Raw genomic sequence first — 20,270 nt, 5'->3', positions numbered from 1 at the left:
CCTTAACTGGAATCACCCGCCATGACTTCAGCAATGACTCCCGCGCTCACTGCCGCGATGACTCCCATTGAATTGCGCACCCTGATCGATCGCTACCGTGCCGAGGGCCTGGTGCCGCCAGGGCCGCTGGTCTGCAGCGGTGGCCGGGCGCCGGACGGCAGCTTCAATCCCTTCGGCACCGTGGCCGATCTGGTGGTGGACCTGAAGGTGTTGCTGGACGCGGCCGACGCGGCTGGCCTGCAGGCGCTGGACATCCATGCCGATACCGTGGTGGTGCCCGAGGGGTTCGACAGGCGGCTTGACGGTTCGGTGCGGCGGCTGACGGTGGTTGCCCGCCGCATTGTTTCCGAAGGCACGACGGTTCTGCGCATGCTGCATGACGCGGACAACGAGCTCAGCAGGGTGCGCATTTTTGTGGAAGCCGTGGAGGGCCGGTTCACGCTGTACGGCGGCCCCACGCGCGACACCCCTTATGCGCTGGAGGGGGCCTGGGACACGGTGGCGCGGCCGCAGTTCAGCAATTTCCTGTGGCAGGACAACCGGGCTGTGGTGAAGCACACCCCCGTGCCGCCCGGCCTGCTGGAGCATGGCGAGCCGATGCACAGGGTGCTGGCCGCGCTGTTTGCCCTGAGCGCCGGCATGGCGGGCAGGCCCGGCCACAGCGCGGCCGAGCTGGCGTTGTGCCATGAGGCGCTGGCCTGGATCACGCGCTGGTCAGGGGTCGAGTCCGGGTTTGGCGAGTTGATCCAGGCGGCGGGTTCGCTGCAGCGTCTGCTGCCGGTCATGGGTGTTGACGGGCTGGCCAGGCCGATTCCTGATCTGAGCGCCGGCAGCTATCTGTCGCTGGCCAAGGCCCGGCAGGAGGTGATGGCGGCCATGGAGGCCCACCTGCGCAGCCTGCGCGCCAGCGGCGAGCTGGCAGGTGCCGTGGGCAGCGTCGCGCAGGCGTTTGCCGACCGGGACACCTTGGACCTCAAGACGCTGGAGGCACGTTGCACCGAGCTGGAGCAGCGGTTGAATCAGCAGATCGAGGCCCTTGACCGCGCCGCACGCACGGTGCGCCAGGAGGAGCTTGAAGCGGAACTTTCCGCCATGCGGCTCAAGCTTGAAAGCGACGTTGCCCAGATCGTGCGCACCGTGAAGATGAGCCTGGAAATCGCCTTTGGCGTCATTGCGGTCGCGGGCAGCGTGGCCGCCCTGTGCGTGGGCGTGCCGCCCGACCCGAAGGCGTTGACCGAGACCGGTCAGAAAGGCGTGCTCGGCCTGAAGGATTTGTACGGGCAGGCCAAGACGCTTGGCGGCAGCATAGACGGCCCGCTCAAGGCGCTGAAGGCCCTGGGCCAGTCGTTTGCCATTCCGCTGCAATGGGCCAGGCACAACTCCAGCACGCTCAAGAATCTGGTGGATCCCGCCAAGGGCGCATTGAATGCGGTGCTGCCGGTGATCCGTGGGCCGCTGGGCGGGCTGGATGTCGAGGGGATTTCCCGGGAGCTGGGCGACACCATGCGTGCGCTTGCGCTCATGCCGGATGCCAATGAAGCCAAGGCCGCCTGGACGGTGCTGGAGAACGATGCAGTCAACCGGCTGGATCTGGTGCTTGCCACGGAAGGCACCGAGGCGGCCGTGCGCAACGCTGCCAACACCCTCAAGACACAGGTGCAGAAGGTGGCCGTCTATGGCCGCCTGCTGGCAGAGCAAAGCGCATCCAAGAATGCCATTGCCCGTGAGCTTGCCACGCTCAAGCTGGAGTACGTTGCGGTGATCGGCAAGCGCAAGCGCCTGCAGGCGCTGGAGCAGCAGGCGCTGACAGAGCTGGAGCGCAGCGCGCGGCTGCAGGGCGAAATCACCCTCAGGGCAGAAAGTGCGCGCCGCGGTTTCTTCGTGGACTGCTTTGGGGTCCGCGCCGCACAGGCCTACGAGACCGGCAAGCAGCCCGGCCACCGTCTTTCGATGCCGGGCACGGCCGCTGCCATGGCAGATGCACACGCCACCCTGCTGGCAGACCACGCCAGCGCGCAGGCGGCCAATGCGAGGACCCAAGGGGATCTGCGGCGGGAATTGCGGGTCACTGACGCCGCGCTGCTGCAGCAGCTGGCGCATGGGCAGCCCATCAGCCTGTCCATTGCCACCAGCCATCCGGCACTGGCCAGCTACCGCCGCATCCGCCTTTCGTCGGTGCAGGCCTGGCTGGAGTTTGCCGATGCCTCGGCCCAGCGCATCGATATCGACATGGTGACCGGCAGCGACTTTCACGACAGCACGGGCAACGGGGACGAGAGGCTTTTCTGCTCGCCCCTGAAGATCAACTTCACCTACGCCGGCGACCAGATCGAGTTCTCGCAGCATCTGGGAGACGTCTGCCCGACGCCGTTCACGACGTGGCTGATCGAAGTGCTGGAGCCCCGACAGATGCCGGAAGCGCCTCGGGCCCTGCGCCTGTTGATGGCCGGCACTGCCGCCAAATGAGCCGGCTTCTGTGGCTGCCCGCCGCTGCCACGGCGCTGTGCTGCGGTGGCGCCATGGCAGCGAGCTGCCGCGTCGAAGCCGAGCCCGCGCGTGAGCCAGTCGCACGGCAGGTATGGACCGATATCGCCGAGTTCTCGTTCCTGACCGGGCTTGATCTGGACGATGCCAGCGGCCGCATGACGCTGGTAAGGAGCCTGGAGAGCATGCAGTCGTTCCCTTCGCTGAAGGCGGCATCGGCCGCTTGGGGCACGCTGCGTGCCCGTATCAACGGGCTGGCCGATACGGTGCAAAAGCTGGGGCAGGCCGTGGGGCGTTTGCAGCAGCTTTGTGACCAGCTGGATGCCGTTTCGCTGACCCCCGACGCGCCGCTGGACGAGGCCCGATGGAATGCGGGTGTCGCAGCCGTCGAGACGGAGATGGATACGGCCATTGCGGCGGCTGCACCCGTCGTGGCGCAGCTGGAAAGTCATGCCTCGCTGCTTCGCGTGGCCGCCGCGCACCATGCCAGGCAGCCGCCACCGGCAAACGCGGTGGTCCGCCTTGGGCCCGCGCCGCAGGCGATGGCAACGGAATTCAGCACCCTGGCGTTGCGCTGGCGGGCCGTGGCCTCCGACCTTGCAAATGCTCGCCGCATCTTGCCGGTGAGGCCGGTGCGTGGTTCATCCGCGCCCTTGATCGCCATGACGGCCGCCATGCGGGAACTGGAACGGATCTCCGCCGAGGCGCACGCACTCTCGGCCCAGCGGCTAAGCGATGCGGATTTTCGGCGCTACGAGACGGGCGACTACCTGTACGACCAGTGCCCCATGCTCAAGGACCGCCAATGGGTCGGGCTGCAGAACCTGTATTGGAGCGAAAGGCGCAATGCGGTAGCGCTGCTGCAGGGCACGGGGCTTGTGTCGCCCCCGGGGCTGTACAACGTCAAGCCATGGCAGATTTCCTTCCCGGCCATGATTGTGGGCGCCGACAGATGGAGGTTCATGCGCACCGGCAAGGGCTACTGGCTTGTCCAGAATGCGGCGTTCGGACCGGGCACCATGGCGCTCGATGTCACCAGCGTGGCCGGGAAATCGCACCATGAACTGAAGATGACGGCGTCAGCGGGAGGCGCCCCACGCTTCAGCGGCCAGCAGTGGCGCTGTGCGCCCAGCGACCTGCCGGGCCAGTTCCATCTCTACAACCGCTTCCTGTCGGATGCTGTCGTGCTGGATACGGCCAATAACAATGGCATTGCCGTCATGCTGCCGGCCACCAGCCGCTCCTCCGGCCAGTATTGGCGTGTGATCGAGCGGTAAGAGGTGCCAGGGGGCAGGACCCCCTTGATCTCAACCGCACTTGAGGTTGCATGCTCCAGGCTTCTCGTCGCCATGGCACTGCGCCATGGCCGTCGCAGACCCTGCAACCAAGAAGCATCCATGCCCCATCAAGATTCCCTCACGCTGGACGATCAGGTCCGGCCGACGACCACCGAGAGCTGGTCCATCCTGTCCTCCCCCTACCGCCTGACGACGATCGGCATCGTCTCGCTGGTGGCCTTGATTGCCTTTGAGGCCCTGGCCGTGGCCACCGCCATGCCGGCCGTGGCCCGCGCGCTCGATGGGGTGCCGCTGTACGCGGTTGCGTTTGGCGTGACCCTGGCCACCAGCGTGGTGGGCATGACGGTGGCGGGCGGCTGGTGCGACGCGCGCGGGCCGGCGGCGCCGCTGTGGTCTGGCATGGCGTGTTTTGTGGCGGGGTTGCTGCTGGCGGGCTTTGCGCCTTCCATGCCGGTGTTTCTGGCGGGGCGGCTGGTTCAGGGGCTGGGGGCGGGTGGCATGTCGGTGGCGCTGTACGTGCTGGTGGGCCGGCGGTATCCCGAGGCACTGCGGCGGCGCATTTTTGCGGCGTTTGCCACGGCCTGGGTGGTGCCCGCACTGGTGGGGCCGGCGTTGAGCGGCCTGGTGGTGGAGCACCTGGGCTGGCGCTGGGTGTTCCTGGGCGTGCCCCTGCTGGCCTTGCCGGCCGGGGCGATGCTGCGCCCGGCGCTCCAGGGCCTGGGCGGCCATGGCCAGGGCATGCAGGGCGGTGTGCGGCGCGGGCTGTGGGCCCTGGGCGCGGCCACGGGCATCTGCCTTCTGTATGTGGGCGGGCAAAGGCAATCGGCGGGCGCCTTGGGCGCGGTGGCGGTGGCCGCGGCCTTGTCGCTGGTCTGCACCTGGAAGCTCTTGCCGGCCGGCACGCTGCGCGCCGGGCGCGGGCTGCCCAGCGTGATCGCCTTGCGCGGGCTGGTGTTTGCGGCGTTCTTCGGGGCCGAGGCGTTCCTGCCGCTGGTGCTGGCGCGCGAGCACGGGCTGTCAGCGCCCATGGCGGGGCTGGTGCTGAGCGCGGGTGCGCTGGGCTGGTGTTCGGCCTCCTGGTACCAGGGACACAGCCGCAACGGCTGGAGCCGTCACCGCTTCCTGCGCGTGGGCACCAGCGCGGTGCTGGCGGGCGTGCTGCTGACGGCATCCGTGGCCTGGCCGGCCGTGCCCGTGTGGGTGGCGGTGGTGGGCTGGATCGTGTCGGGGCTGGGCATGGGCCTGCTGTCGGCAAGCCTGTCGGTGCTCACGCTGTCCATGTCCGCGCCCGGCGAGCAGGGCGCCAACAGCTCGGCCCTGCAGCTGTGCGAGGCCATTGCCGTGGCGGCCACCCTGGCCATTGGCGGATCGCTGTTCGCGGCCTTGCTGGAGACTTCGGCCCAGGCGGCCTATCTGGCGAATTTTGGGGTTGCGGCGGGGGCGGCGGTGCTGGCGGCGGTGATCGTGGGGCGAACGGATACGCGGCAGGTGTTTGTGGGATGAGGAGGCCGGCTTTGCCATCACAAAGATCGCTGGATGAGTGTTTAAGCCTGGCTCTGTAGGACGTGCGCGCAGGGGCTGGCGCGCCCCGGGACCACGCCTTGCCCTGTGGCGCATGTGCTGTGATGGCGGCTTGTCCAACCAACGCACAGGAGAAACACATGTCCGAGAAAACCGCTTCCGTCCATTGGGAAGGTGCAGGCAAGACCGGCCAGGGCCGCATCAGCACGGAGACCGGCGCGCTCAAGGACCATCCCTACGGGTTCGGCAGCCGCTTCGGGGATGACCGCAAGGGAACGAATCCCGAGGAGATCGTGGGCGCCGCGCATGCGGCGTGTTTCACGATGGCCTTTGCCTTTGCCTGTGAGAAGGCGGGCATCGCCACCGAGATGCTGGACACCACGGCCAAGGTCCGGCTTGCCAAGGATGGCGAGGGCTTCAAGATCGACCGCATCGCGCTCACGCTGCAGGCCAAGGTGCCTGGTATCGACGATGCGCAGTTCCAGAAGATCGCGCAGGAGGCCAAGTCCCAGTGCCCGCTGTCCAAGGCACTGGCAGGCGTGCCCGAGGTGACCCTGGTGGCCACGCTGCTGCATTGAGTCCGCACAGGCGCTTGTGCCGGGAGGTGGGGCGGGGCAGGTGAAGCACTCTGGCTTGCCGAGTGCTCAATCCTGGGCTGTGAAGCCTTTGCCGCAATCGCCGCAGATCAGGTTCAGCCCCGGCTTGCCCCAGACATTGACGGGCGCTGCGCAACCGCCGCAGCGGTACTTGACGCGCAGGGACTTGTTGGCCGGCTGCACGGTGGTCTCGCCGGTGGTGGAGCCCGGCACAGCCACCGAGGTGCCCACGGGCCGCACGGCTTCGGCCAGGGCGGGCACGGATGACATGGGCGGCTGGGTGCCCTGCATGCCCTGGAGCTGCGTGGCCATGCTCCACTGGCCCGTGACCACATGCTCGATGGCCGGGAAGCGGTCGTACCAGCTCAGCTGGAAGCGCGTGGTCAGCAAGGCATCGCAGGCCGCCAGGAAGGGGCCGCCCGCCACGGCGTAGTCGGCCATCATGTCGCCCGTGCGCCGCCCGCCGGGCCGGCCCGTGGACGAGGGCATGAGGCCCAGCGATTCCAGCTTGTCCGCCCATTCCTCGTTGTGATAGCGCGCACGGCCCGGCTTGCCGAAGTGGTGCTGCCACAGGTGCGTCATCTCATGCACCAGGGTCTGCAGCGTCTCGATGATGGGCACCGCCGCGAAGTAGGCGGGGTTGAGCGCAATCTCGTCGGTGGTGCTGCCGTCCAGCGAGGCAAAGCGCGCGGCAGAGAAGTAACCGCAGGTGCGTTTCTCGCGCTGCAGCGTGATCAGGCAATGGGGCAGGGCATCGTCAAAAAGGCGCTGGTTGAAGTGCTCGTAGGCCTGCTGCAGTTCGGAATAGGTTTCGCGCGTGGGTGCGGAGCGGACGGGGGCGGCGGGCATTGATGGATTGTGCAATACAACCATGTGAACATTGCCCCAAATCGACTTGGCAAGACCGGTATCGAAATTCAGAGCTGTCTGATTGAAAATAGCCATAAAGAATCAATAATTCATTTTCATGAAATTTATTGATCGACAGGGTGCCAGTTGCTATATACCGGGACTGCTGTACGACGGAGTACTTTCCGCTGAGGACTGGCAGTCTGCGCTGGACGCCATGCGGCAGGCGCTGGGCGCGTCCGTTTTCCATTTCTTCACGCTGGGCAGCACTGGTGGCGGGGTGGTCGAGAGCGTGCACAACCACGACCTGGCGGGCATCGATGCCGATAAATTGCGTGAATACGAAACCCACTACGTTGGCGAGGACCTGCGCATGTCCGTCGTGGCGAGCCTGCCCCAGGGCCAGTTCATGCTCGACCATGAGCACTTCAGCGCATGGGAGATGTCGCGCAATGCGGTCTACGTCGATGTGCTGGCGCCCCACGGACTTCGCAACACGCTGGGTGTCAAGGTGCGCGACGAGGGGGGGACGCAGGACTTCCTGGGTTTCATGCGTCCCACGGATCGTGGAATCTATGGCGCACAGGAGCGCGTCTTCATGCAGCAGTGGATGCCGGATCTGGCGCGTGCCGCCCGCCTGCGCATGCACATGGGCGGACTGGCGCGGCAGGCGGCTTTGGGATTCACAGCCCTGGACAACTTGCCGCAAGGCATTGCACTTGTGGATTCAAATTGCCGCATCCACTACTGCAACCCCTCGGCCGACTGCCTGCTGGCAGCTTTTTGCGAAGCCTTGTCTGTGCGCCACGGCCTGCTGCGCTGCGTTGACGGGCAGGCCCAGGCGCAACTGCTGCGTCTTGTGGCCCAGGCTTGCGGCCATCATGCACAGGGCCTGGCCGGGGCGCTGTGCCTGACGGCAGGCTCTGCGTTGCGGTTGATGGTGACGGTCCTGCCGCTCAAGCCCAGCCATGCCGCTGCGTTCCGCCAGCGGCCCATGGCTTTGCTGGTAATGGCGGATGCCGGTACGCCATTTTCTGGCCCGAGTCCCGGACTCGTGCAGGAAGCGCTGGGTTTGTCGCCCTCGGAAGCGCGTCTGGCGGTGCTGCTTGCCACGGGCAGGACCGTCAAGGACTACGCCCGGATAGAGGGGTGCAGCTGGCATACGGCGCGCACCCACATGAAGAACCTGATGCGCAAGACAGGTTGCCACCGGCAGGTGGAATTGGTGGGGCTGCTGCAATCCCTGCAGCCGAGGTGAGTCCGTGCAACAACGCATCGATGCCATCGCCGGTCAGCTGTATGAGGGGGTGCTCGCTCCCCAGGCCTGGAGCGAGGCGCTCGCGGGAATGTGCGCGCAATTGCAGGCGGGCGTCTTTCACTATTTCACGCTGAATGCTGGCGAGGCAGCCGTTCCGCAAAGCGCAAGCAATCTGGAAAGCTTCGGTCTGCATCACGGCTTGATGCAGGAGTACGAGACACACCACGCGCACAACGACCTGCGGATGGCAACCGTGCAGCGGCTGCCCGTGGCCCAGGTCATGCTGGACCATGAGCACATCAGTGCCAGGCAGGCGTCACAGAACAGCGTCTATACGGATTGGCTGGTTCCGCTGGGACTGCGGCATACCGCCGCTGCCGCCGTTCGCGTGGAAGGCAATGCGCGTGATTTCATCAGTTTCATGCGCCCCAGGGATGCCGGCGTCTATGGTGCACAGGACAAGGCATTCCTAGAGCATTTGATGCCGCACATCGAGCGGGCCGGCCGCTTGCGCGCGCGCATGGGCCAGCTATGCGGCCAGGCAGCATGGGGACTCGCGGCACTGGATGCGCTGGCGCAGGCACTGCTCGTCGTGGATGCTCGGTGCCGGCTGCAGCATTCCAATCCGGCGGCAGAGCGCCTGCTCGCAACATTCGGCACGTTGCAATGTGTGCACGGCGGGCTGCGATGCACATCGGGCGAGGCGCATGCACGCTTGCAGAGCTTGGTCTCCGCCGCTTGCGCCAATCCCGCAAAGGCGGCTGCCTTGGTGCTCCAAGGCAGCCGGTCCAGCCAGTCCCTGCTCAGGCTGACCGCGTTGCCTCTGGCGGCCAACCATGCGTTTGCCGCGCCGTGGCAACAGCCCCTGGCCCTGATCTTTCTGACGTTGCCCGGCTCCATGGTTTTGCAGAATCAAGGCCTGGTGGGCGAGATGCTGGGCCTGTCACCCAGCGAGACCCGCCTTCTGTTGCTTCTGGCAGGCGGAAAGACCGTGAAGGACTATGCCTTGATGGAAGGATGCAGTTGGCATACGGCGCGCACCCACATGAAGAACCTGATGCGCAAGACGGGCTGCCATCGGCAGGTGGAATTGGTGCAACTGCTGCAGGGGTGGGGAATGGTGTGAACAGTCCCTGCCCATCGCGCAGCGCCTTGCGGGCTGGGCGATGGATTGGGCGCTGGTCACGCAGCCCTTGCTTCAGGGGGCGTATTGCAGGTTGTAGTACATCTCCCTGCCGTTGCGGTCGGCGTAGATGAGGAGGAACTCGGCATAGTTCGTGGCCGATGCACCGTCCGGCTTGCCTCCAAAAGGTATGGTGGCCGAGGTGGCTCCTTTGGGAACAGGCACGGTCAGGTTGGGCGTGCGTACCGTGGGCAGGCCGGAGGCAGACCCCGCCGCAGCGCCCTGCCGGTAGGAACTGAGTACTGAAAGTGCCATGGGCATGCTGCCCGCTGGCGGTTGCGCAGCCGACCAGACAACCTGCGCGCTGCCGCCGCCGGCCTTGAAGCCGGCCACGATCTCGCCCTCTGAGGGCGAGATGGTGTTGAACTGGGGATAGGCATTGACAGGTATCTGCGCAAACGGATAAGACCCGCTCTTCAGCGTGACCTGATAGGTGGCGATGGGTGTTTTGCCTTGCTGTCCGTTGACGGCTTTCCAGCCATCGTCGGCATGGATATCGAAGCGCACCTCGGTTCCCGCTGCCAGGCCCAGCGCTGCGAAACGGTTGTCACCGTCTGCCATGGCGGCAGCATCGAACCCGCTGCGCACGGTGGAGCCCCACGAGTCGTTGGCCACACCCAGTTGCGCGTTGGTGCAATCTGCCGTGCCGGCGTTGGCCACGTCGTTGCTGGCGTTCGATCGACACTGCCGGAAGTTGTTGGTGTCCGCATAGCTGGCGTTGCCCCGCACGCCTTGCATTTCGGGTGCATCGCGCATGATGCGTGGCGACAGCAGCTTGAGCGAGTTGCGCGCGCCGCCTGCTTTCGCCGACGGCCAACTGACAATGGCGTAAGTTGCCAGCCGAGCAGGATCGGAAATGCCAAACTGCACCTCGCGCCGCAAGTGGAACGGACTGGAGGACGGTTCGCCGTCGGACAGCTGGCGTATCACATTGGCGCGGTTGCGCGACACCAGTCCCACGCTTACCACGCGCTGATTGCCCAGGCTGCGCATCTCGGCTGCATTGCGGGGAGTGGCGCAGGTGCCGCTGCTGCTTCCTGCGATCAGCGTTTCACGCTGGTCCCTTGTGCTGGTCCCGTCCGTGAATTTTTCGTCGTAGCTGATATCCACCTCATGCCGTGCGGATCCGTCGGCATTGGTGGCTTTGCGCTCTGCCAGGATTTGCAGATTTTCGAAGCTCCGCCCAATCTGGTAGGCATTGGAGGCCTGGACCTGGGTCTGGTTTTCATCCCAATGGGTGATCAGGCGCTCCTTGCTGCTGCCGTTGCCCAGGTAGCAGTCGTCGAGATGCGCAAAGCGCTCGGTGCCTTTGGCGGGCAACTGGGTGGCGGTCAGAGCCTGTCTGGTATCCATGTACTTCTGCACCAACTCCTGGGTCGTTTGTGTTGGTGGTGCAACCGGGGGCGTCACTTCGTTGTCTCCGCCACCGCCACTGCCACCTCCGCAAGCCGTAAGCGCGAGCACGGCACCGGCGATGAGGGTGGGGCGCAATTTGGGGGTCTGCTTGGTCATTGGGTATCTGCCTTTCAAACGATTGGGAATGGGCGGCGCAAGGATTCGATGGTTTCCCTCATCCGCCTAGACAGCAGTCTTCCCAGCCATGGTGCGCAAGGCCATACCGCATTTGCGGGATGGCTTCGGCACCGGCTCTGGGATGAAATATTTTTTGAGCGGAGTTTTCAGGAGCTGCAGGCACTATTCGCTTTATTTTGCGATTGGCCCTTTGTAAACATCAAAGCTCGCAGGACTGTTGCAGCACCCAGGAGTTTATCGAACGAATTTTTTATTGAGCTGGTCAATATGCGGTCATATCCTCTTCCAGGATGCGAAAACTAATTGACGATGGTGAGTGATCCATAGGAGCCCTGGCCGCCACGCACGCTATAGAGCTGCGTGCGTCCCGCGCCTGTGGCCCCGCTTACCGTCACTTCCCCTGTATTTCGATCCGCATAGGAGCACGCTCCCTTGTTGCCGCTGCCATTGATGGCCCGTATGCCAAGATAGCTGACTCCTGAGCTGACGGGCACCTCAAAACAACTTGGCTGGTTGAAAAGTTCGGAACGAGCAACTTCCCTTTCATTCAATGTGATGGCTAGAATATCTCCATCCTCGCATTCATTGTCTTTCATGCAGACATCGATATATTTTTGGCCTGCCATATTTGTATTTGCGCTGAAATTCCCCCAATCTGCCAATTGCTGATTGATGGCGTCAGAAACGAACTGGTCCCAGGAAATGGTTTCGTAAGGTGATATCCGATAGCTGCATGACCGGTTGTCCTCGATTTCCTTGTTGACAGTCGTTTTCTTGTCGGGTGTGCCACTATCCCAACGGATGGACTTGAACAGGTATTTGTCAATTTCTCTTTGCAATTCGGCCGGTGCCACGCGTGGTGGACTATCAATGCAGATCATGCGCTGATCGCCCATGATAGGACCGGTGAGCTTGACACGCTTGCCACCATCTCCTGTGGCGACTGCGATGGCATCCAAGACTTCCTCTGCACCACTGCACCCTGTCATCAAGACCGCGATGGGACACGCGATCAAGGAAAAGACAAGCTGACGCGTCCACTGGTTTCTTGTTGAGTTCCATTCCATTTTGATTCCCTTCAGTTGATGTGAAAAATAACACCCACGGGAAGGAATAATGAATTGTTTGTCCCAGTGAAAATATACCGCAGATGCGGTATTGATCTTCAGGACGCAGCAAGCATTGCAGTAGAAGTACTGCCAGATTTCTGAAATGGAAAAAGAAACTATTCTTTGCTTTCCTGCACCCTCAACGCCTGCCCAATCGCATAGAACTGCCCACCCGCCACGTAGTGCAGGCTGCGCAGCGCGGGGTCGGCGTCCTCGAAGTGCCAGTGGCCGTTGCGGAATACGCGGGTGTCGGACCACGCGCCCACGATCTCGCCGATGAACAGGTCGTAGGCCTGCTGGTTGTGGGGCTCGGGGATCAGCCTGCAGGCCAGCCAGCCGGCGCAGCCGTCCACGAAGGGCAGGTCGAACCCGTCCATGCCGAACAGCTGAACGCCGCTGGTGGCGAGCTTGCCGGCATCGGTGGACAGGCTAAGCGTGCCGACCTGGTGCGTGAGCTGCAACTGGGCGGCCGTAGGCACCTGGATCACGAACATGCCGCTGTGCTCGACCAGGGCGCGCGTGGCCGTGGCCTTGTCAAGCACCACGGTGAGCTTCGGGGGCGCAAAGTCCAGCGCGCAGCACCAGGCTGCGGCCATGACGTTGTCCACGCCGCCGTGGCGTGCCGAGACCAGGACGGTGGGGCCGTGGTTGATCAGTCGGTAGGACTTGGCGAGATCGACCGGGGCGATATGCGGGTTCATGCAAGGGTTCCTGAAGGGTTCTGTTTTTGCGCGTGCAGGCGCCGGGCTCATTCGGCCAGCGCCTCGGAACCCACGATATGGACACCGGGCCTGGCGTTGACAGCTGCCTCTATCAAGGCATGGGCGATGCGGTGTGCGGGGTTGAGCCGCCAGCGCCGGGGCAGCAGCGGGCCCAGGGCGCCAAGAAGGCTGACCATGAAGCGCTCGCCCGCCCGGTGCTCGGTGCGCGGGCCGCTGATCAGGCCGGGGCGCACGAAGGTGAGCGATGCGAAGCCTTGGCTTTGCAGGTCGCGCTCCAGCTCGCCCTTGACGCGGTTGTAGAAGATGCGCGAGCCGGCGTCGGCGCCCATGGCCGAGTTCAGCACATAGGTGGGCGTGCCGTGCCGATGGGCCAGGCGGGCGGCCAGCAGCGGGTAGTCATGGTCCACGCGCCGAAAAGCCGGCTGGCTGCCGGCTGTCTTGATGGTGGTGCCCAGGGTGCAGACCAGGGCATCGGCCCGCCACCAGTCGGCGCCTTCGGGCAGGTGCTCGAAATCGACGATGGGGGCGAGCAGCCTGGGATGCGCCGGCAGCGCCCGGCGTACCGGGGCCACGACGCGGGTGATGCGGCTGTCGGCCAGGGCCTGTTGCAGCACCTGGCTGCCCACCAGCCCCGTGGCGCCTACGATCAGCAGTTGCATGGCTTGGTCTTTCGATGGGGACACGGATCAGCCAGTGTGCCGTAGATGGCGTGGCGCATAAAACTGGTGCAGCCCAAGGCAAGGGACACCGAGGAAGGGCCTACGCCGGCCGCGCCGCCCCGTACCGAGGGTGTCGCCGGCTGCCCGGACGCCCCCTCCCGCGAAGCGAGAGAGGGCGCCGTGCAACGGGGGAAGCGGCGTAAGCCGCTCAGGGGGAGTTACGCCAATGCAGGCCAGTCGATGTAGCCCTGGGCGCCGCCGCCGTAGTAGGCCTCGTGCGGGGCCACGGCCAGCTCCTTGCCGTGGCGCAGGCGGGCCACCAGATCGGGGTTGGCGATGAAGGGGCGGCCGATGGCCACGGTATCGACCAAGCCCTTGGCGCGGCGGTCCATGGCCAGTTCCAGGTCATAGCCGTTGTTGCCCATGTAGGCGCCGTCAAAGAGCTTGCGCAGCGCGTCCAGGTCCACGCCGGGCGGCAGTTCGCGCGAGCCGCCGGTGGCGCCTTCCACGACGTGCAGGTAGGCCAGGCCGAAGCGGTTGAGCTGGGGGATGAGGTAGCTGTAGAGGGCCATCACGTCGCTGTCCAGCGGCGTGTTGCCGGCGTTGGGCGTGACGGGCGACAGGCGGATGCCCACGCGGTCGGCGCCCCAGACCTTGGCCACGGTGTCGGTGACTTCCAGCGTCAGGCGGGCGCGGTTTTCGATGCTGCCGCCATAGGCGTCGGTGCGGTGGTTGGTGGAGTCGCGCAGGAACTGGTCGAGCAGGTAGCCGTTGGCCGAGTGCACTTCCACGCCGTCAAAGCCTGCACGCTTGGCGCATTCGGCCGCATGGCGGTATTGCTCGACGATGCCGGGGATTTCGCTGGTTTCCAGGGCGCGGGGCATGGACACCTCGGCCACGCCGTTGGGCGTGAAGGTGACGCCTTCGGCCTTGATGGCAGAGGGGGCGACAGGGGCCACGCCACCGGGCTGCAGGTCCACGTGCGAGTAGCGGCCCACGTGCCACAGCTGGGCCACGATCTTGCCGCCGGCCGCATGTACGGCGTCGGTGACCTTCTTCCAGCCGGCGACCTGCTCCTCGGTCCAGATGCCGGGGGTCAGGTTGTAGCCGCGGCCCTGGGCCGAGATGTTGACGGCTTCGCTGATCAACAGGCCTGCGCTGGCACGCTGGGCGTAGTAGGTGGCGTGCAGTTCGGTGGGCACGCCGTCGTCACCGGCGCGGCTGCGGGTCAGCGGGGCCATGACGAAGCGGTTGGCGAGCGACAGGCCGCCCAGTTGGGTGGGAGAGAACAGATCGGTGTGAAGGCTGTGGTCGGTCATGGTGTGCAGTGGTGGTGGTTGAACAAAAAGGAGGAGGGATGGGCGAAGGGTGAGAGGTTTCAAGTTGACCAGTCGTCTACAAACAAGACAAATAAAAAGCGGCGGCCAGGCCTGCTCAGCCCAGCAGCCGCTTCGTGGAAACAAGGGCTGCGGCAAAGGGCTCCTCATGCCGGCCCAGCTTGGACAGCAGGGAGGCACCCAGCCACAGCTGGTACAGCGATTCGGCCAGCGTGGGGGCATCCATGGTGGAGGTGATGGAGCCGTCGGCCTGGCCTGCGCGCACGCAGTCGGTCAGGCGGGTGATGATGGCGTCGGTGCCGGTGCGCAGCACCGAGCGCATGTCGTCGGACAGGTCGCAGACCTCGGGGCCCAGCTTGACCACCAGGCACTGGCCTCCTGCATGGGCCGAGCATTGTTTCCGTGTCCAATGGCGGAAGTAGGTCATCAGCCGGGAGATGGCCGGGTCGGGCGTCTCCATGAGCGCATCGATCTTGGCCAGGTACTCGTCGAAGTACTCCTGCAGCAGGGCCTGGCCGAACTCTTCCTTGGACTTGAAGTAGTAGTAGAAGGAGCCCTTGGGCACGCCCGCGGCCGCGACGACTTCGGCCAGGCCGACGGCCGTATAGCCTTTCTGGGTCATCAACGCCTTGGCCACATCAAGGATGTGCTGGCGTGTTTCCTGTGCGGGTTTCTTCATGGGATCGAAGTCTAACGCAAAAACCGACCAGTCGTCTACAAACTTTGTTCCAGCGTCATTCCGGCGGTCGCAACGCCTGTGCCGTCGGGCAAGTCACCCGGCCGGATGATGCGCGCAAGGCCCATCCTGTCGCTCAGAAAGTCGATCAAGGCCCGGGCGGCGCCGGACTGGAAGCGGTTGGGCATGTACAGCATGAACATGCGGCCCTGGTTGATGCTGAATTCGTAGTCCTGCATGGCCAGCACGACGCGGCCATCTTCCACCTGGCGGCGCACCATGTAGTCGGGCACCAGCCCCACGCCCAGGCCGTCAGTGATGCAGTCGCACAGGAAAGGGTAGCTGCGCGACATCAGCGTGGGCGTGATGTCCAGCTCCTCCAGTGGCTGGCCGTTCCGCGCAATCTGCAGGCGCACCTTGCCGCTTTCTCCGCCCGATGTGATGAGCGGCGTGCGCGACAGCTCGGACGGTGTCTCCGGCAGGCGGTGGCTGCGCAGCCAGTCGCTGGAGGCGCACAGGCTGTAGCGCACCGGCCCCATGTCGCGCGCCACCAGCATGGGCGGCGGGTCGGACATGACGCGGATGGCGATGTCCACGCTGTCCTTGAGCAGGTTGTCTATGAAGTTTTCCAGGCGGATGTCCAGCACCACCTGCGGATGGGCGCGCTTGAACTCGATCAGCCACGGCGCCATGACCAGGTGGCCGTAGCCGGTGGGCACGCTCAGCCCGATCTTTCCCGAGATGTCGTCCGTGCTGCTTTGGGCCAGCTCGCGCACCAGTTCGGTCTCGTTGAGGATGTTGCGTGCATGGCGGTAGATGCGCTGGCCGACCTCGGTGGCCTCCACGCCCTGGGGCGTTCTGCGCAGCAGCGATGCGCCCAGGGACTTCTCCAGCCGGGCCAGGTGGTAGCTCACGTTGGCCCGCGACATGTTCAAGAACTTTGCCGCCTGGCTCAGGTTTCCGTGCTCGATGATCTGGACAAGGATGTTGAATGCCAGGAGATCCATGCGCTGAAGTCCAAGGGGGTGTCAATATTATTTGACATGATGTCAACCGCCGCCGCCATTGTCAAAGAGGGTGCGCTGGGCAGAATGGGCCAGCCAGAACACATAAACATTCAAGGAGACAAGATGGCAGGCATCACAAAAAGACAGGCGTTGGCCAAGGGCATGGCGCTGGGCGCCATCGGCGTGGCTGCGTTCGCATCGCTGTGCAGCGCGGCGCAGGCCAATACCGATACCGGCGCCTGGCCCGACAGGCCGATTCGCCTGGTCGTTCCCTTCCCGCCGGGTGGGCCCACCGATGGCGCAGCGCGCGTCTACGCCGAGGCGCTGGCGCGCCAGCTGGGCCAGCCGGTGGTGATAGAGAACAAGCCCGGCGCATCGGGCGCGGTGGCGGCGGGCCAGTTCCGCACGGCAGCGCCTGACGGCTATACGCTGATGATGATGGTCACGCCCACCATCATGGCGCCGCATTTCTTCAAGAACGTCAAGTTCCACCCGGCCACGGATTTCGCCCCGGTCACCAAGATCTACGACCTGCCCAATGTGATTGCGGTCAATGCGCAGTCGCTGCCCAAGGTGACGGACCTCAAATCGCTGTTCCAGTACGCCAAGGCGCAGCCCTCCACGCTGGACTACACCAGCTCCGGGGCGGGCAGCTCGGGCCACCTGAGCATGGAACTGATGAAATCCGCCAGGCTGCACACCATGCAACACGTGGCCTACAAGGGCAGCGCGCCCGCCATGAACGACACGCTGGGCGGCGTGGTGCCGGTGATCTATGCGGACATGGTGTCTGCGCTGCCCCATATCCGCAGCGGGCGGCTGAGGGCACTGGCGGTGGGCACGCCGCAGCGCGTGAAGGCGCTGGACGGCGTGCAGACCATGGCCGAGCAGGGCTTTGGCGACTATGAGGCGTCGTCCTGGGGCGGCCTGGTGGCACCCAGGGACACGCCGCGCGCCATCATCGACAAACTCAGCGCCACCTCGCGCCAGCTGCTGGCCACCGACGAGGTGCGCGACCGTTTCGAGAAGATCGGCGTGACGGCCGCCTACCTCAACCCCCAGGACACCGAGGGCCTGATCCGCAGCGACTACACGCGCTGGGGCGAGGTGGTGCGTACCAACGGCCTGGGCGCGGAGTGAGCCCATGGCCATGAGTCCTATTCCTGCGCAATCCATGTTCCGGCCCCTGCGGGCCGTGCGTTCCCTGGCCGATGTGGAGGCCATCGAAAGCCAGCCCATGGCCGGGCTGATCACGGCGCAAACGGTCTACGACCTGTTTTGCAACTCCGCGCGTGAGCACGGCCAGGGCAGGGCGCTGAGCTTTCTGCCCCAGGCCGGCAGCGTGGATGATGCCCGGCACCTGAGCTATGCCGAACTGCTGGGCAAGATCCACCAGACGGCCAACGCCCTGCATGCGCTGGGCATGGGCGCCAGCGACACGGTGGCCATCCTGCTGCCCGGCTGCATGGAGTACCACTTTGCGCTGTGGGGCGGCGAGGCGGCGGGCATCGTGCAGCCCATCAATCCTTTGCTGAGTGCCGAGAAGATCTCTGCCCTGATGCGGACAACGGGCGCGCGCTTTCTGATCGCCTGGGCGGACGAGGACGATGCCGGCATCCGCGAGAAAGTCACGGCGCTGGATGCGGATCTGGCGCATGTGCTCTGGGTCTCGCATGAAGGCCGGGCTCTCCAGGGGGATGGACAGCGCTGGCCCGCCAGCGATCTGAACGCCGGCCTGGCCGCCCAGCCCTCCGACCGGTTGGTGAGCGGGCGCCAGCCCCAGGCCGGCGACGTGGCGGCCTACTTTCATACCGGGGGCACCACGGGTGCGCCCAAGATCGCCGTGCAAACGCATGGCGCCCAGGTCTACACCGCCTGGGCCAGCGTGCAGATGCAGGGCCTGAACACGGCCGACCGCACCATCAACGGCTACCCGCTGTTCCATGTGGCGGGCGTGCTGCCGGGCTCGCTGGCCTGCTTTTCGGCCGGAGCCCACGTCATCATTCCGACCACCGGTCTGTTTCGCAACAAGGCCGTGATTGCCGGCTTCTGGCGCATGGCGGCACAGTGGGAGCCCACGCTGATGTCGGCCGTGCCCACGGTGCTGGCCGCGCTGGTGGAGGTGCCGCTGCAGGGGGCCGATGTGTCCTCCATCCGCTACTTCCGCACGGGCGCCGCGCCGCTGTCGCCCGAGGTGGCGGCGCGCTTCAAGGCGCACAGCGGTTTTCATGTGCACGAGAGCCTGGGCATGACTGAGATGACGGGCATCTCCACCATCACGCCGCCCGGCCTGCACGCGGCGGCCGGACATGTGGGCCTGCGCCTGCCGTTTGCGCGCCTGGCCGTGCGCCGCATGGGGCCGGACGGCAGGCCATCGGACCAGGAAGCGGCGGCCGGCGAAACCGGCATGGTGGTGTTCCAGTCGCCCAACCTGTTTGCCGGGTACCTGGGCGGCATCGCACCTTCGAGCTACCTCACCGATGACGGCTGGCTGATCACGGGGGACCTGGGCTCGGTCGGTGCCGATGGCCTGCTGCGGCTGCGCGGGCGCTCCAAGGACGTCATCATCCGCAGCGGCCACAACATCGATCCGCAGGTGATAGAGCAGGCGCTGGAGCGCCATCCCGCCGTCAAGGCCTGCGCCGCCGTGGGCGCGCCCGATGCCTATGCGGGCGAGGTGCCTGTGGCCTTTGTCGCGCTCCAGCCCGGCGCCCAGGCCGATGAGACCGAACTGCTGGCCTTTGCCGCAGCCGGCGTGGACGAAGCGCCTGCGCGCCCGCGCTATGTGCGCATCATCGATGCGCTGCCCACCACCAACGTGGGCAAGGTCTACAAGCCGCGCCTGCGCAGCATGGCTGCTGAAATCTACGCCCGCACCCTGGTGGCCCAGGCGCATGAGCGCATGGGCCTGCCGCTGCCGCCCGCGGCCAGCACCACGCATGCGGAAGGCGAGGGCTTTGTGCTGCGCCCGGCCAAGGCGCACGACAGGCGCCCCTGGGAGCAGGCCGCCGAGGCGCTGGCCTTCACGGGCGAGCCGGTGCGCATCGAGGATGCCGCCTGAACGCTGGGCCGGACCCCATTGCAGCCACTTGGTGAACTGCGCCGGAGCGGTGCGCAATGCGCATAGAATGCAAACCATTCGCATTCAATAATCAATGCGGCGACATGCGGCCGCACCCCACTGCCCAAGCACGTTCATGCCGTCGGCCCGTTGTGGCGCCGATGGCTGTTTTTTTTGTCCATTGAGGAAGCTGCAATGAAGAAACACTGGATTCTTGTCTCCGCACTCCTGGCCGCCAGCGGCGCCAGCCAGGCCCACCAGATCTGGCTGGAACAGCCGGCCGGCGAAACCGCCGTGATCCGCTTTGGCGAGTTTGGCGACAACCTGCGCGAGACATCGCCGGGCCTGCTCGACAAGTTCGGCAAGCCCGTGGCCACCCTGGTGTCTGCCCAGGGCGAGAAGGCCGCCGACGGCCGCAAGACCGGCACCGGCTTTGCGCTGCCCTTCAAGGCCGGCCAGGGCGAAAGCATCGTGGCCGAGGATGCCGGCTATCCGCTGTACACCAGCAAGAAGGGCGAGCAGGAACTGCGCAACTGGTACCACCCGGCCGCGCGCCTGATCACCGGCTTTGCCGCCCAGGCCCCGCGCCTGACGCTGGATGTGGTGCCCTCGGGCAAGGCCGGCGAATTCAAGGTCATCTACAAGGGCCAGCCCCTGCCCAAGGCCAAGGTCGTGCTGACCGTGCAATCGGGCTGGAGCAAGGAAGCCCATGCCGACGAGCAGGGCTTGGTGCAGTTCGACATGCCCTGGAAGGGCACCTACGTGGCCGAAGCCACGCACGACGAGCGCAGCGGCGGCGAGCGCACCGGCCCGAACGGTGCAGAAAAATACGACGGCGTGCACTACGTGACCTCGGTCACCTACGTCAAGCCTGATGGCGTCGCCGCCATCCCGGCCGGCCCTGCAGCCAAGCCCAACAAATAGGCACTGCGGCAGGCACTGCGGTCCTGCACGGTCCGCACCACCCCGCACCGGCC

Annotated in this window: 17 protein-coding genes; 9 read left to right on the top strand and 8 right to left on the bottom strand. The window is 65.5% G+C overall.

The window, feature by feature from the left end:
- Positions 1 to 21: 21 nt before the first annotated feature.
- From ACN20X_RS18270 to ACN20X_RS18255, 4 genes are all read left to right on the top strand, one after another.
- Positions 22 to 2,466, top strand: coding sequence for a hypothetical protein (locus ACN20X_RS18270; RefSeq protein WP_473209704.1), 2,445 nt, complete (start codon positions 22 to 24; stop codon positions 2,464 to 2,466).
- Entirely contained in the window at positions 2,463 to 3,761 is a 1,299-nt protein-coding gene (locus tag ACN20X_RS18265; RefSeq protein WP_473209703.1) for an RICIN domain-containing protein, read from the top strand. The genes ACN20X_RS18270 and ACN20X_RS18265 overlap by 4 nt, the downstream gene beginning before the upstream one ends.
- A 120-nt stretch (positions 3,762 to 3,881) precedes the next feature.
- The gene (locus ACN20X_RS18260; protein WP_192366813.1) at positions 3,882 to 5,285 is read left to right on the top strand and encodes an MFS transporter; all 1,404 of its coding nucleotides are present in this window, start codon (positions 3,882 to 3,884) and stop codon (positions 5,283 to 5,285) included.
- 158 nt (positions 5,286 to 5,443) lie between these two features.
- Positions 5,444 to 5,881 carry an OsmC family protein gene (locus tag ACN20X_RS18255; protein WP_016447025.1) on the top strand — a complete coding sequence of 146 codons (438 nt, stop codon included), beginning with the start codon at positions 5,444 to 5,446 and terminating at the stop codon, positions 5,879 to 5,881.
- Between the two features lie 66 nt (positions 5,882 to 5,947).
- Here the strand turns inward: ACN20X_RS18255 and ACN20X_RS18250 are convergent, their stop codons facing one another.
- On the bottom strand, positions 5,948 to 6,748 hold the full coding sequence (locus ACN20X_RS18250; RefSeq protein ID WP_473209702.1) for a SprT-like domain-containing protein: 801 nt from the start codon (positions 6,746 to 6,748) through the stop codon (positions 5,948 to 5,950).
- Positions 6,749 to 6,866: 118 nt separating this feature from the next.
- On the opposite strand from ACN20X_RS18250, the gene ACN20X_RS18245 reads away from it, so the two are divergent.
- Positions 6,867 to 8,006 carry a helix-turn-helix transcriptional regulator gene (locus tag ACN20X_RS18245; RefSeq protein ID WP_473209701.1) on the top strand — a complete coding sequence of 380 codons (1,140 nt, stop codon included), beginning with the start codon at positions 6,867 to 6,869 and terminating at the stop codon, positions 8,004 to 8,006.
- Positions 8,007 to 8,010: 4 nt separating this feature from the next.
- Complete coding sequence (locus ACN20X_RS18240) at positions 8,011 to 9,132, top strand: helix-turn-helix transcriptional regulator (protein WP_046239086.1); 1,122 nt, start codon at positions 8,011 to 8,013, stop codon at positions 9,130 to 9,132.
- A gap of 72 nt (positions 9,133 to 9,204) precedes the next feature.
- On the opposite strand, the gene ACN20X_RS18235 is transcribed toward ACN20X_RS18240, so the two are convergent.
- From ACN20X_RS18235 to ACN20X_RS18205, 7 genes are all read right to left on the bottom strand, one after another.
- Positions 9,205 to 10,701, bottom strand: coding sequence for a hypothetical protein (locus tag ACN20X_RS18235; protein WP_473209700.1), 1,497 nt, complete (start codon positions 10,699 to 10,701; stop codon positions 9,205 to 9,207).
- A 320-nt stretch (positions 10,702 to 11,021) separates the two neighbouring features.
- Positions 11,022 to 11,789, bottom strand: coding sequence for a hypothetical protein (locus tag ACN20X_RS18230; RefSeq protein WP_128422671.1), 768 nt, complete (start codon positions 11,787 to 11,789; stop codon positions 11,022 to 11,024).
- 158 nt (positions 11,790 to 11,947) lie between these two features.
- Positions 11,948 to 12,532, bottom strand: a complete 585-nt coding sequence (locus tag ACN20X_RS18225; protein ID WP_034367088.1) for a flavin reductase family protein — start codon at positions 12,530 to 12,532, stop codon at positions 11,948 to 11,950.
- A gap of 47 nt (positions 12,533 to 12,579) precedes the next feature.
- Positions 12,580 to 13,212, bottom strand: a complete 633-nt coding sequence (locus tag ACN20X_RS18220) for a Rossmann-fold NAD(P)-binding domain-containing protein (RefSeq protein ID WP_034367090.1) — start codon at positions 13,210 to 13,212, stop codon at positions 12,580 to 12,582.
- A gap of 218 nt (positions 13,213 to 13,430) precedes the next feature.
- Positions 13,431 to 14,531: an alkene reductase gene (locus ACN20X_RS18215; RefSeq protein WP_392450688.1), complete on the bottom strand. Its 1,101-nt coding sequence runs from the start codon at positions 14,529 to 14,531 to the stop codon at positions 13,431 to 13,433.
- Positions 14,532 to 14,646: 115 nt separating this feature from the next.
- Entirely contained in the window at positions 14,647 to 15,228 is a 582-nt protein-coding gene (locus tag ACN20X_RS18210) for a TetR/AcrR family transcriptional regulator (protein WP_016453354.1), read from the bottom strand.
- 35 nt (positions 15,229 to 15,263) lie between these two features.
- The gene (locus tag ACN20X_RS18205) at positions 15,264 to 16,232 is read right to left on the bottom strand and encodes a LysR family transcriptional regulator (protein WP_016453355.1); all 969 of its coding nucleotides are present in this window, start codon (positions 16,230 to 16,232) and stop codon (positions 15,264 to 15,266) included.
- A 123-nt stretch (positions 16,233 to 16,355) separates the two neighbouring features.
- On the opposite strand from ACN20X_RS18205, the gene ACN20X_RS18200 reads away from it, so the two are divergent.
- The 3 genes from ACN20X_RS18200 (at position 16,356) to ACN20X_RS18190 (ending at position 20,217) form a co-directional block, all read left to right on the top strand.
- Positions 16,356 to 17,372 carry a Bug family tripartite tricarboxylate transporter substrate binding protein gene (locus ACN20X_RS18200; RefSeq protein ID WP_473209699.1) on the top strand — a complete coding sequence of 339 codons (1,017 nt, stop codon included), beginning with the start codon at positions 16,356 to 16,358 and terminating at the stop codon, positions 17,370 to 17,372.
- A 4-nt stretch (positions 17,373 to 17,376) separates the two neighbouring features.
- On the top strand, positions 17,377 to 19,293 hold the full coding sequence (locus ACN20X_RS18195; RefSeq protein WP_016453357.1) for an AMP-binding protein: 1,917 nt from the start codon (positions 17,377 to 17,379) through the stop codon (positions 19,291 to 19,293).
- A gap of 195 nt (positions 19,294 to 19,488) precedes the next feature.
- On the top strand, positions 19,489 to 20,217 hold the full coding sequence (locus ACN20X_RS18190; RefSeq protein ID WP_016447013.1) for a DUF4198 domain-containing protein: 729 nt from the start codon (positions 19,489 to 19,491) through the stop codon (positions 20,215 to 20,217).
- Positions 20,218 to 20,270 lie beyond the last annotated feature (53 nt).

This window comes from Delftia sp. PX-1 (genome assembly GCF_055797465.1).
Note: the sequence above shows the minus strand (reverse complement) of the source record. Positions and strands in the feature narration are given on the sequence as shown.

What these genes read in the sequence shown, in the direction of transcription:
- ACN20X_RS18205 (WP_016453355.1), bottom strand. Translation starts at nt 16,232, where the DNA reads ATGGATCTCCTGGCATTCAACATCCTTGTCCAGATCATCGAGCACGGA.
- ACN20X_RS18215 (WP_392450688.1), bottom strand. Translation starts at nt 14,531, where the DNA reads ATGACCGACCACAGCCTTCACACCGATCTGTTCTCTCCCACCCAACTG.
- ACN20X_RS18270 (WP_473209704.1), top strand. Translation starts at nt 22, where the DNA reads ATGACTTCAGCAATGACTCCCGCGCTCACTGCCGCGATGACTCCCATT.
- ACN20X_RS18225 (WP_034367088.1), bottom strand. Translation starts at nt 12,532, where the DNA reads ATGAACCCGCATATCGCCCCGGTCGATCTCGCCAAGTCCTACCGACTG.
- ACN20X_RS18250 (WP_473209702.1), bottom strand. Translation starts at nt 6,748, where the DNA reads ATGCCCGCCGCCCCCGTCCGCTCCGCACCCACGCGCGAAACCTATTCC.
- ACN20X_RS18265 (WP_473209703.1), top strand. Translation starts at nt 2,463, where the DNA reads ATGAGCCGGCTTCTGTGGCTGCCCGCCGCTGCCACGGCGCTGTGCTGC.
- ACN20X_RS18195 (WP_016453357.1), top strand. Translation starts at nt 17,377, where the DNA reads ATGGCCATGAGTCCTATTCCTGCGCAATCCATGTTCCGGCCCCTGCGG.
- ACN20X_RS18235 (WP_473209700.1), bottom strand. Translation starts at nt 10,701, where the DNA reads ATGACCAAGCAGACCCCCAAATTGCGCCCCACCCTCATCGCCGGTGCC.
- ACN20X_RS18255 (WP_016447025.1), top strand. Translation starts at nt 5,444, where the DNA reads ATGTCCGAGAAAACCGCTTCCGTCCATTGGGAAGGTGCAGGCAAGACC.
- ACN20X_RS18220 (WP_034367090.1), bottom strand. Translation starts at nt 13,212, where the DNA reads ATGCAACTGCTGATCGTAGGCGCCACGGGGCTGGTGGGCAGCCAGGTG.
- ACN20X_RS18245 (WP_473209701.1), top strand. Translation starts at nt 6,867, where the DNA reads ATGAAATTTATTGATCGACAGGGTGCCAGTTGCTATATACCGGGACTG.
- ACN20X_RS18210 (WP_016453354.1), bottom strand. Translation starts at nt 15,228, where the DNA reads ATGAAGAAACCCGCACAGGAAACACGCCAGCACATCCTTGATGTGGCC.
- ACN20X_RS18260 (WP_192366813.1), top strand. Translation starts at nt 3,882, where the DNA reads ATGCCCCATCAAGATTCCCTCACGCTGGACGATCAGGTCCGGCCGACG.
- ACN20X_RS18190 (WP_016447013.1), top strand. Translation starts at nt 19,489, where the DNA reads ATGAAGAAACACTGGATTCTTGTCTCCGCACTCCTGGCCGCCAGCGGC.
- ACN20X_RS18230 (WP_128422671.1), bottom strand. Translation starts at nt 11,789, where the DNA reads ATGGAATGGAACTCAACAAGAAACCAGTGGACGCGTCAGCTTGTCTTT.
- ACN20X_RS18200 (WP_473209699.1), top strand. Translation starts at nt 16,356, where the DNA reads ATGGCAGGCATCACAAAAAGACAGGCGTTGGCCAAGGGCATGGCGCTG.